The sequence below is a fragment of the Alloscardovia omnicolens DSM 21503 genome (assembly GCF_000420505.1).
Lineage (GTDB): Bacteria > Actinomycetota > Actinomycetes > Actinomycetales > Bifidobacteriaceae > Alloscardovia > Alloscardovia omnicolens.
On sequence record NZ_ATVB01000003.1, the window covers coordinates 139,494 to 151,987 of the forward strand.

At 48.5% G+C, this 12,494-nt stretch carries 8 protein-coding genes; 2 read left to right on the forward strand and 6 right to left on the reverse strand.

The features are described from left to right. Nucleotides 1-77 precede the first annotated feature (77 nt). Together infB and nusA are read right to left on the reverse strand one after the other, a co-directional pair. Nucleotides 78-3,080 carry a translation initiation factor IF-2 gene (gene infB, locus G464_RS0102375; protein WP_022856582.1) on the reverse strand — a complete coding sequence of 1,001 codons (3,003 nt, stop codon included), beginning with the start codon at nucleotides 3,078-3,080 and terminating at the stop codon, nucleotides 78-80. A 232-nt stretch (nucleotides 3,081-3,312) separates the two neighbouring features. After that, a complete protein-coding gene (gene nusA / locus G464_RS0102380) occupies nucleotides 3,313-4,377 on the reverse strand; it encodes a transcription termination factor NusA (protein ID WP_022856583.1) in 1,065 nt (354 codons plus the stop codon). A gap of 130 nt (nucleotides 4,378-4,507) precedes the next feature. On the opposite strand from nusA, the gene G464_RS0102385 reads away from it, so the two are divergent. Further along, entirely contained in the window at nucleotides 4,508-5,380 is an 873-nt protein-coding gene (locus tag G464_RS0102385) for a hypothetical protein (RefSeq protein WP_022856584.1), read from the forward strand. A 644-nt stretch (nucleotides 5,381-6,024) separates the two neighbouring features. Here the strand turns inward: G464_RS0102385 and tuf are convergent. The 4 genes from tuf to rpsL form a co-directional block, all read right to left on the reverse strand. Further along, nucleotides 6,025-7,224 (reverse strand): elongation factor Tu, encoded by a 1,200-nt coding sequence (gene tuf / locus G464_RS0102390; RefSeq protein ID WP_021617917.1) that lies wholly within the window; start codon nucleotides 7,222-7,224, stop codon nucleotides 6,025-6,027. A 224-nt stretch (nucleotides 7,225-7,448) separates the two neighbouring features. After that, nucleotides 7,449-9,575, reverse strand: coding sequence for an elongation factor G (gene fusA / locus G464_RS0102395; RefSeq protein WP_021617916.1), 2,127 nt, complete (start codon nucleotides 9,573-9,575; stop codon nucleotides 7,449-7,451). Between the two features lie 33 nt (nucleotides 9,576-9,608). Further along, nucleotides 9,609-10,079 carry a 30S ribosomal protein S7 gene (gene rpsG / locus G464_RS0102400; RefSeq protein WP_021617915.1) on the reverse strand — a complete coding sequence of 157 codons (471 nt, stop codon included), beginning with the start codon at nucleotides 10,077-10,079 and terminating at the stop codon, nucleotides 9,609-9,611. A gap of 2 nt (nucleotides 10,080-10,081) precedes the next feature. After that, entirely contained in the window at nucleotides 10,082-10,453 is a 372-nt protein-coding gene (rpsL, locus tag G464_RS0102405) for a 30S ribosomal protein S12 (RefSeq protein WP_018143131.1), read from the reverse strand. A gap of 522 nt (nucleotides 10,454-10,975) precedes the next feature. Between rpsL and G464_RS0102410 the strand changes: the two genes are divergently transcribed. After that, entirely contained in the window at nucleotides 10,976-11,902 is a 927-nt protein-coding gene (locus G464_RS0102410) for an AEC family transporter (protein ID WP_022856585.1), read from the forward strand. Nucleotides 11,903-12,494 lie beyond the last annotated feature (592 nt).

A 12,494-nucleotide genomic window follows, 5' to 3' on the forward strand; every position in this document is an offset into this window, starting at 1 on the left:
TTCAGCACAAAAGGCAGTCGTTCCATATCGACTGCCTTCGTGCCTAGGCTGCATGCATCAGCCTATCATCATCAAACCTAGCTGCGTGCAATCTCTTGCATCTCGAAGGTTTCAATAATATCGCCAATCTGAATATCATTGAAGCTTCCGAGGTTAATACCTGCTTCGTAGCCCTCGGTAACCTCGGTAACGTCATCCTTAAAGCGACGCAAGGTGGAAATCTCGAGGTCGTTAAAGGTTACGACACCATCGCGCATAATGCGAGCCTTGGTGCCGCGCTTTACGGTACCGTCTTCGACCTTTACACCAGCAATGTTACCGAACTTGGACGAGCGGAAGATTTCGCGAATCTCGCTGTGGGAAGTAACAACTTCTTCATACTCAGGCTTGAGCATGCCCTTAAGCGAGGATTCAATCTCTTCAATCGCCTTGTAAATAACGGAGTAGTAACGTACGTCTACGCCTTCGCGCTCAGCCAAATCACCAACTTGGCGAGATGGACGCACGTTGAAGCCAATAATAACAGCCTTATCGACAGTTGCCAGGTTCACATCATTCTGGGTAATAGCACCCACACCGCGGTGAATAACCTGAATACCTACTTCGTCGCTTACCTCAATCTTCATTAAGGATTCTTCCAGAGCTTCCACAGAACCAGAGGAGTCACCCTTAATAATAACGTTGAGCATATCAACTTCAGACTTAGCGAACTGCTCCTTAAGGTTCTCCAAGGAGACCACCTTATGACGGCGAGCAAGCTGTGCTGCACGTTCGGAAGCTTCACGCTTTTCAGCAATCTGGCGAGCTGTACGGTCGTCAGAAGCTACGAGGAAGAGGTCTCCTGCTGTTGGCACAGAGGTCAAACCGAGCACTGCTACTGGACGTGATGGATCTGCTTCTTGCAGGTTATTACCATTTTCATCGAGCAATGCACGCACACGACCGTAAGACTTACCAGCCACAATAGAATCGCCCACGCGCAAAGTACCCTGCTGCACCAGAACAGTTGCTACGGCACCGCGACCCTTATCCAAGCGAGCTTCAACGGTTGCACCGCGAGCATCAGCTTCAGGATCAGCACGCAAATCCAAGGTAGCATCTGCAGTCAGCAGAACAGCTTCAAGCAGCTTGTCAATATTCAAGCCCTGCTTTGCGGAAATATCCACGAACATGGTGTCTCCACCGTATTCTTCTGGAACTAATCCGAATTCAGTGAGCTGACCGCGTACCTTGTCTGGGTTAGCGCCGTCCACATCAATCTTGTTCACAGCTACAACAACTGGAACATGAGCTGCCTGAGCGTGGTTAATAGCTTCAACAGTCTGAGGCATTACGCCGTCATCTGCTGCAACAACCAAAATTGCCACGTCAGTTAACTCAGCACCTCGAGCACGCATAGCGGTGAAGGCTTCGTGACCTGGAGTATCCAAGAAGGTAATGCGGCGATCAATATCGTTGAGGCTCACGTGAATCTGGTAAGCACCAATACGCTGGGTAATGCCGCCGGCCTCAGACTTAATAACATTCGTCTTACGAATGGTGTCGAGCAAGCGAGTCTTACCGTGATCAACGTGACCCATAACAGTAACCACTGGTGGACGAGGAACAAGCTTGTCTTCGTCGATTTCGGCATCCAAATCGATGTCGAACTGCTGCAAGAGTGCTCGGTCTTCTTCTTCGGCGGATACGATCTTAATATTCCAACCGATTTCTTCACCGAGAACTGCGAAAGTGTCAGCGTCGAGAGACTGGGTTGCTGTGGCCATTTCACCGAGGTGGAACAGCACAGTGACCAAGCTTGCTGCGCTTACATTAATCTTTTCGCCCAAATCAGACAAGGTTGCGCCCTGTGGCAACTGAACAATTTGACCGTTACCGGATGGAATACGTACACCACCGATAACTGGTGCTTTCAGTTCTTCGGACTCCTGGCGCTTATTGCGTAATGCTGCCTTACGAGACTTAGACGACTTAGCGCCCTGACGGCCGAATGCGCCTGCAGCGCCGCCGCGACCGCGACCGCCACGAGCTGGACCGTTCGATGGTGCTGGACCGTTGTTGTGGGCTGCACCGCCACCGAAACGATTGCCACCGCCCCCACGGGAGCCGCCGTTACCGGCACCAGCGTTGCTTGGCGATGGGCGATTGCCCCACTTGGAGCCGCCGTTACCACCACGGGAGTTTTGCGAACCCGCGCCTTGGGACTGACCTGGGCGTGGGGCGCTTGGGCGAGAACCGCGACCACGACGATCACCGCCGTGACCATTGCGGTTGCCGCCTTGACCCTGACCTGGACGACCACCACGACCACGACGTTCGCCATTACCACCTTGACCGCCTTCAGCATTCGCACCTGGGCGACTCATTGGGTGTGGACGTGGAATATCGCCTGGAGTTGGAGTTGAGCCCATGCGCTGTTTGCTCATAAATGGGTTATTGCCTGGACGTGGTGTTCCATTAGCGCGACTGCAAGGCTTTGGAATGCCCGGCGCAGCATGTTCTGCACTCTTTGCTGACTGAGCAGCTGAAGTAGGAGTAGCTGCTGAAGGAGCGGAAGGCGTTGCAGCTGCAGTTGAATTAGATGAAGTGACCGCAGTTGCTGCATTCTTAGCTGATGCAGTTTCACTCTTCTTGCGAGCTGGCTTAGCAGCAGCTTTCTGAGAGGATTGTGCAGCTGCTTTCTCGCCTGCTGCAGCCGCCTTATTTGCCGCTGGATTCACAGAAGACATAGCAGCACGAGCCACTGCTGCACGTGGAGATGGAGCCTTAGCGGTCTTCTCTGTTTCAGTATTCTCTGTTTTCTTGGCTTGTGGAGCCTTATCTGCTTGAGCTTTTTCAGCTTTATGAGCCTTCGCTGTTGGCTGAGCAGTAGCCTTACCTGAGGCTTGTGGTGAAGCAGTATCTGCTGGCTGCGCGCTATGAGCGTCACCAAAAGTAGCCGTTAATTTACGCACAACTGGCGCTTCTACGGTAGAAGATGCAGACTTAACAAACTCTCCCATATCCTTGAGCTTCGCAAGAACGGTTTTGCTGTCTACACCAAATTGTTTTGCAAGTTCGTATACGCGTGCTTTAGGCACAATTTCTCCTTTACATCAGCGCCGCGTGTAACTTGCTCGCAGCGCCTATATGAGTAGGGTTAACGTATCCTGTCTCATCGTAACGTGACCATGATCGTATTACCTCGTCTCACAGTAGTGATTTTCTATCACAAGCTCTATCAATCATACTGATAGTCATGGATGAAAACCACTACTCTTCGCGTGTATAAATTAGGTATTTTATTGGATTGACTCTCGTACTCTCACGCTTTTATTCAGCGCTTGAGGCAGCAGAATTATCTTCTTCTGTTTCCTCAGATACTTCACTGCGCACAGCCTGAGATTCCACAGATTCAATACCAATCTTCCAACCTGTTAATTTTGCAGCCAAACGAGCGTTCTGGCCTTCTTTACCAATAGCCAAAGAAAGCTGATCTTCCTTAATAAGAGCAATAGCTGTTTGATTCTTCTCGCTGACTACACGCACAGATGTTGCGTGTGCAGGAGAAAGAGCGGCGGCAATAAACTTGGCTGGATCATTGGACCAATCCACAATATCAATCTTCTCATCACCCAAGTTTTCCATAACCGAGCGTACACGGTTACCACTTGGACCAATCAAAGAACCCTTAGGATTGATTCCTGGAGTATTTGCTCGCACAGCAATCTTCGTACGAGCGCCTGCTTCTCGAGCAATAGACATAATGGATACTGCTCCCGATGCAAGTTCAGGAACTTCACGCTCGAAAAGACGGCGAACCAGCTCTGGATGAGAACGAGACACAATAATTTCTGGTCCCTTTAATCCGCGTGCAACGTTCACTACGTACACGCGAATGCGCTCACCGTGACGGTACACTTCACCAGGAACTTGTTCACGACGTGGCAAAATAGCCTCTACATCTCCCACTGCCACATGAATATTCTGCGGATCGCGTGAGTTCTGCTGAATAATACCGTTAATAATCTGGCCTTTCTGACCTGAGAAAGCACCAAAAATCTTATCGTCAGCAGCTTTACGGAAAAGTCCCGTAATCACTTGCGCAGCTGTTGCAGCAGCTACACGACCAAAATCTTGTGGAGTATCGTCGTAAGGTTCTCCTAATTCAGGACGTGGGCGAGGATCTTCTTCTGTTGGTTCTACTGGAATCTCATCCTGCGCCCAGATGGTAAAGGAACCAGCGCGTTCATCGAGTTCTACACGAGCATGCTTTGCAGCGTTCGGTGTTTTAGAATATGCCAACTTCAATGCTTGAGCTAATGCCTCATCTAAGGTTTCCGCTTCAATTCCCTGTTCTGCTGCGATTCGATGTAACTGCGACAAATCAAGTTCCATAGTGGAGACCTCCTATATGAAGTTATACAATGCACATGCGTGTCATGCGCTTACGGTCTAAGTGAAGTATTATTCTAACGAGGAATATAGACTTTAAAAGTATACGCTCTGCTGAGAGGGAAAAGAGAGTATGAAAGCACAGCATTCATCTGCAGTCTCTCGCGTAACAGCTCTTATCGCTGGATATGCCCTGAGCTTATCGTGCGCCAGTATTGCATATCCATCCTTTGCAGCTCAATCAACCGAATCAGTCAGTTCATCATCATCGTGCGACGCTTCCTACGTCACAGCAAAAAATTTACAAGCTCATCAACACTCAGCGTTACTCCCCTCTTTTACACAGGTTGCTGCATCTTTGAGTGCTGACGCTTGGATGAAGGTTGCTTTAGAATGTCCTTCACGCTATGCCGAAGGTATTATGTATAGTGCTTTAGCGGTGCTCTCCTCTGGTCTAGACGAATCAGGTGTTCTTGCACAAGCCGCACAGGATCAAACAACCGCTCAGACGGCGTTATCCGAGGAATCAACACTGTCGATTAATGTCTTAAGTTCACGTAGCTATCAAGCATTAGCTCAGGCAGAAGATCGGCTACGTTTTTCGTATGAAGTGATTGCTACACGTGACTCAAGTGTTGAGAATGCTGGCTCGTATGCTCTTTCCGCTTCTCAAGCTAGCGATATTTTTGCAGTCCATGCACAGAAACAGTCCACATCATATAAGGATTCGCGTGAACGCATTTATAATGCTTGCCAGTTAGTTCAGTATTCCGGTCAGGATGGAGCAACAGGACTCAGTATGCCTCTTACTGCTTCCCTTGAGCTGGACACTGCGCTCACACAGTTACGCTCTTTAGATGAAGATTCCGCTTCTCATAGTTCTGCGTCTCTAGCAAGCCAAGCATCTGCTTCGTTACAGAACGCTATTGCGCTGCGGGTACGTTCTCATCTGTTACGAGCTTTTGCCTTGGGTGCTCCTCAATTATCTGAGTTATACCTCGATTAGAATGCTAACTCTCTCTTCCTCATATAGCACTGATTGCCTGAAAGATTTTTGGGGGGAAACTGCGATATACACGCTCATTTCGTGGATATTGCGCATGCGCGTATACCGTTATTGAGGTGGGGTGGTTCATTGGACTTAGTGGGGTTTTCGGATTTTAGCAGGGTTGTAAGTTTGTGACTAGCAGCTGTTCCTAACAGCCAACCTTCAAGCTGCGTTAAATCCGAAGAGCAGTTACTCTCACGCATTCTGCTTAACCGATTAATACACTTGTTATGCCAGTTTTGAAGCCATTTTGTGCATCAAAACTGGCATAACGGTAGCGCATATCGACTTCTCATATAAAGACGAACACATTCACGTCGCAACGATGCCTTGACAGATAACATCCTGAGGAATCAACTGGAACCTACTGGGTAACACTCTCCCCTAGCCCCGCCCCCGCTGAGTCCGAAGAGCCAGATTATGACATGCCGAACACGTCCTTTCCCGCAAGCCACCACAAGCCACCAGAATCCCCAAATCAGTCAGCCCTATAAGCCGTAAAAACGCGACACCACAACAGCACAAAACAAAAAAGTTCCCAAGGCTTTTGAAACCTTGGGAACTTAATCAGTCTAACCTAATCTGAGTTAGTTTAGTTCAAACTACTCTACGATCTTGGTGATACGACCGGAACCTACGGTGCGGCCACCTTCACGAACTGCGAAGGTCAAACCTTCTTCCATAGCGATTGGCTGAATGAGCTCAACGCCGAAGGTTGCGTGATCGCCAGGCTGTACCATCTCAACGCCTTCTGGCAAGGTGATAACGCCAGTTACGTCAGTAGTACGCAGGTAGAACTGTGGACGGTAGTTGGAGAAGAATGGCGAGTGACGGCCACCTTCATCCTTAGTCAAAACGTATACCTCAGCTTCGAACTTGGTGTGAGGAGTGATGGAGCCTGGTGCAGCAACAACCTGACCGCGCTCTACATCTTCACGACCAACACCACGGAGGAGAAGACCGGTGTTGTCACCAGCTTCTGCTTCGTCCATCTGCTTGTGGAAGGTCTCGATGGAGGTGCAAGTGGTGGAGCTAGTTGGGCGAAGACCAACGATTTCCACTGGGGAGTTGATAGCAAGACGACCGCGCTCTACACGACCGGTTACTACGGTACCACGACCGGAAATGGTGAATACGTCTTCGATAGGCATCAAGAATGGCTTGTCGAGATCGTGAACTGGAGTTGGGATGTACTCGTCAACAGCGTTCATCAAATCCTTAACGGTCTGGGCCCACTTCTCGTGATCTGGAGCGTCATCGTGAAGGGCACCGTAAGCAGAAGTACGGATTACTGGGCAATCGCGGTCGAAACCGTTTTCGTCGAGCAAATCGCGAACTTCTTCTTCAACGAGCTCGATGAGCTCTTCATCTTCAACCATATCGCACTTGTTCAAAGCTACGAGAAGCTTTGGCACACCAACCTGCTTTGCGAGCAAAACGTGTTCGCGAGTCTGTGCCATAGGACCATCGGTAGCAGCTACTACGAGGATAGCGCCATCCATCTGAGCAGCACCGGTAATCATGTTCTTCACATAATCAGCGTGGCCAGGAGCATCTACGTGTGCATAGTGGCGAGCGTCGGTTTCATACTCGATGTGAGCGATGTTAATGGTAATACCGCGTTCCTTCTCTTCAGGAGCGGAATCGATCTGATCGAAGTCGTATGCAGGGTTCAGATCTGGGTACATCTCATGCAGAGTCTTGGAGATTGCTGCAGTGAGGGTGGTCTTACCGTGATCAACGTGACCAATGGTACCAATGTTAACGTGAGGCTTAGTACGTTCGAACTTTGCCTTTGCCATATTGTGTCCTCCTGGACGTCTCTAGAGTTTCGTCTTATGCCTTGTAGACACAAGACACTCGTTAAATTTTACTACTTCTTAAGGTCAACTGCCACGGCGTGTTAAACCTAGAATTACTCTTGATTTTATGTGTGCCGTAAGACTTTAACCTTGCAGTCAAGAAGTGGAAGTTCTCACGGAAGTTCGGCGCGAACTTCCACTTCTTGTTTAGGCTACTTAAGCGATTACTCGCCGCGCTGTGCCTTAATGATTTCTTCTGCTACAGTCTTTGGAACCTCTGCATAAGAATCCATGGTCATGGAGTAAACTGCACGACCCTGAGTGCGGGAACGAAGGTCACCAATGTAGCCGAACATTTCAGCCAATGGCACCTTAGCCTTAATAACCTTTACGCCAGTTGCATCTTCCATAGACTGGATTGCACCACGACGAGAGTTAATATCACCCATAACGTCACCCATGTACTCTTCTGGAGTACGAACCTCAACAGCCATGATTGGCTCGAGGATTACTGGGTTAGCCTTAGGAGCAGCTTCCTTGAATGCCATGGAACCTGCAATCTTGAAGGCCATTTCAGAGGAATCAACGTCGTGAACCTGACCATCGGTTACGGTTGCCTTCACACCCACAACTGGGAAGCCCGCGAGTACACCAGACTGCATTGCTTCCTGAACACCAGCGTCGATAGAAGGAATGAATTCCTTAGTAATGTGACCACCGGTAACCTGGTTGTCGAATGCGTAGGTTTCGCCCTGAGTAGTGTCGAGTGGCTCGAAGTTCATCAATACCTTTGCGAATTGACCGGAACCACCAGTCTGCTTCTTGTGCGTGTATTCCTGGTTCATTACTGGCTTCTTGATGGTCTCGCGGTAGGAAACCTGTGGGTTACCTACGTTGCACTCCACGTGGAATTCGCGGCGCATACGATCAACCAAGATGTCGAGCTGAAGCTCGCCCATACCTGCAATCAAGGTCTGGCCGGATTCTTCATCAGTAGTTACCTGGAAGGTTGGATCCTCATCAGACAGGCGCTGCAATGCAATACCCATCTTTTCCTGATCAGCCTTGGTCTTTGGCTCTACAGCAACCTGGATTACAGGCTCTGGGAAGCTCATAGACTCAAGAACAACAGGGTTCTTTTCGTCGCACAAAGTATCACCAGTGGTGATGTTCTTCAAACCAACGAAAGCATAAATGTTACCTGCAGATGCTGCCTCTACTGGGTTTTCCTTATCAGCGTGCATCTGGAAGAGCTTACCAACGCGTTCCTTCTTGCCCTTGTTCGCATTGAGAACAGTGTCGCCCTGAGATACGGAACCGGAGTATACGCGAACGTATACGAGCTTACCGTAGAATGGGTGAGCTGCAATCTTGAATGCGAGAGCAGAGAATGGTTCGTCTGCGTTTGGATGACGGTCGATCTCAACGGTTTCATCGGATGGATTGTAGCCCTTAATTGCAGGAACATCGTTTGGAGCTGGCAAGAAGTCAACCACTGCATCGAGCATTGGCTGAACACCCTTATCCTTGAATGCAGAACCGCAGTATACAGGGTATGCTTCAGACTTCACGGTAAGCTCGCGAACAGCCTTACGGATTTCTCCTTCGGTGATTTCCTCACCTTCAAAGAACTTGTTCATCAAGTCTTCATCGGTTTCTGCAACAGTTTCGAGGAGCTGCTGACGGTATTCATCTGCCTTGTCCTTCAAATCTGCAGGAATTTCTTCAGTCTTGTAGGTAGCACCCTTATCTGCATCGTCATCCCATACATATGCAACCATGCGTACGAGGTCGATAACGCCCATGAACTCGTTTTCAGAACCAATTGGAATCTGCATAACGATTGGCTTAGCGCCGAGCTTTTCCTTAATGGTATCTACCGAGTAGTAGAAGTTTGCGCCCAGCTTATCCATCTTGTTGATGAAGCAGATACGTGGAACATTGTACTTATCTGCCTGACGCCATACGGTTTCAGACTGTGGTTCCACACCTTCCTTACCATCGAAAACTGCTACAGCACCGTCGAGAACGCGCAGAGAGCGCTCTACTTCTGCTGTAAAGTCCACGTGGCCTGGGGTATCGATGATGTTGATCTGGTACTTGTCTTTGGTGTCGTGAGACTGACGGTTCCAGAAGCAGGTGGTAGCAGCGGAGGTAATGGTAATACCACGTTCCTTCTCCTGCTCCATCCAGTCCATAGTGGAAGCACCATCATGGGTTTCACCGATCTTGTAATTTACGCCGGTGTAGAAGAGGATACGCTCAGTTGTTGTTGTCTTACCAGCATCAATGTGAGCCATAATGCCGATGTTACGAACAAACTTGAGGTCCTTAAGCACATCTTGTGCCATTTTTTACCTAACTTTCCTCGTCTATGAACGAAATTACCAACGATAGTGAGCGAAGGCCTTGTTAGCCTCAGCCATCTTGTGGGTGTCTTCACGACGCTTTACGGAAGCACCGAGACCATTAGCTGCATCGAGAATTTCGTTTGCCAGGCGCTCTGCCATGGTCTTTTCACGACGCTGACGAGAGAAGTCTGTGAGCCAGCGCAAAGTCAAAGTGTTTGCGCGTGCTGGCTTAACTTCTACTGGAACCTGGTAGGTAGCACCACCAACACGGCGGGAACGTACTTCGAGGCTTGGGCGAATGTTGTCCAAAGCGCGCTTGAGTACTGCTACTGGTTCTTGTTCTGTCTTCTCCTTAACGATGTCGAGAGCAGAGTAAACGATGTCCTCTGCCAAAGACTTCTTACCATCGAGGAGAATCTTGTTAATGAGCTGAGCTACAACTGTCGAACCGTAAATTGGATCTGGCAGGAGCTGATGCTTTTTTGCTGGTCCTTTACGTGACATAATTACTTAGCCTTCTTTGCGCCGTAGAGGGAACGACCCTGCTTACGATCCTTTACACCCTGAGTATCGAGAGCACCGCGAACGATGTGGTAACGAACACCAGGAAGATCCTTAACACGACCACCGCGAACGAGCACAATGGAGTGCTCCTGCAAGTTGTGGCCTTCGCCTGGAATATAGGCGGTTACTTCAACGCCGGAAGAAAGACGAACACGTGCAACCTTACGGAGTGCAGAGTTTGGCTTCTTTGGAGTTGTTGTATAAACACGAGTGCACACACCGCGACGCAGTGGGCTACCCTTCAATGCCAAAGTCTTGGACTTCTTTGGCTTTGGTTGACGTCCCTTACGGACCAGCTGTTCAATAGTAGGCAACTGTTTTCTCCGATTCTTGTTTCTATTCAGTGCGACCGCTACACTGCACGCACGTCAAGAATCTTTTGCCCACTTTAAGGTAAAAGTCTTCACAGCCACAGTCCACCGGCCCGATGACCCATTGTCTCAGGTTTTCTATTACTAGAAGCCGTCTTCAACTTTGGGATATCCCGCTGCTGCACACCTTCACATAGGCATACCAGCGGCACACACGAATTACCATTATACAGTACAAGCAGACAAAATGCGCATTAGCAACACACGTACATAAGCTTGACGACATAGCAACGCTGTTATATCGCCAAGCCGAACCACGCTTTCTCCCAATATACACAATCAGGGGTGTTGCACTGATTATGCATCCCTCAGCGCGGTACTTTTATGCTACGCGCGACTTATATTACAAGATATCAATCAACAGGGGGAAGAATCACACCCTATGCACTCGTCTTCGATAACTCGGCGTATCCTAAAACCCGTACATTTCCCTATAGATATACCCGTAAATATAAAGGCGCAGTTATGTCTCACGTTCTTCTTAACGCAACAGCATTCGTTCTTATTCTGTGCGTGGGACGATTCCTTGACGCGCTCAAACTCATACCAACGCGTTCGAGTGAAACTCTTAAAACTATTTTGATGAACTTTACCTTACCCGCTGCCATTATTGTGAATTTCAATAAGAATACTTTGCATTCGGGCGGCATTATGCTTGCTCTCGCCGCTCTTGGTCTGGGCGCAAATATTGTGATGGTGGTCGTCGGCATGCTACTTACTCGCCGTCAGAGCGCGCCAACGAAGGCGCTGTATATGTTGTGCCTGCCCGCTATGAATATTGGTACTTTCTGCATACCCTTCGTTCAATCATTTCTTCCTGCTTTAGGAACAGTAACGGCAAGTATGTTCGATGCCGGTAACAGCATTGCTTGCACTGGTGGCACATACGCTTTTACCTCGCAGTATTTATCTAAAAATTCACGAGGTTTTGATTGGAAAACTTTTATTCAACGTATGATAACCAGCACTCCCCTCATGACTTATGTGGTTATGTTTACTCTCACCACGTTCGGCGTGCATCTTCCTGAAGCCGTTAACACCTTGATTAGCCCTATGGCTGCTGCAAATCCATGTATTGCCATGTTGATGTTAGGCGTTATGATTCGCATTGAGTTCAAGCGTGAGTATATGAAAGATATTTTTGCTCTGCTCGGTTTGCGTCATATTTTTTCGATTATTTTGGCTCTGTTCTGCTATTACGTTTTACCTTTTGATTTAGTTATTCGCCAAGCTTTGGTGATTGTTGCCTTCGCCCCGATGAGCGTTGTTTCTGCTGTATACACAGGCTTATGCAATGGAGATGAAGGTAAAGCAAGCGCAGCAAATAGTTTTTCAATTATTATGAGCGTGATTGAAATTACTGTTCTGCTTATATTGATGGGATTGAACTAAAATCCAGCACGATTATGGGCTCTTGGGATTTTGCGGGGTTTGGTTTATTCCATCTGGTTATTATTGCGGCGTGTAGGGGCTTGAGTAATTCGTGAAAGATGACTTGGCATTGCGTTCCATAGTTCACGAACGGGTGAGGATTCCAATCACTCTTAACGATGGACGTGAGCATTGTGAGCGTTCGGCGCTAACAACGTCTACGTATCTCATGAGTGAGAATTGAGAGGGTTTTTCGAGCGTACACATTGTCAGCGTTGTACGCTGACAACTTTCACGCACCTGAGAGCACACTTTTAACTCTAAAATTGGACGCCAGCGTTGCTAGCGTTCCACGCTACCAATTTTCACGAACCTACAATCTACAAACCCCGTTAAATTCGAGGAGTTCGCACTATCGCACATTCTGCTTAACCGATTAACACACCCGATATGCCAGTTTTGATGCACAAAAATAGCTTCAAAACTGGCATAACAGTTGCGCGTATCGACTTCACGTATAAAAATAACCACATTCACACCGAGGCGATGTCTTAACACATACCAGTCAGAGGAATCAACTGATACCTACTAGACAACATCTCCCCTAAACCCC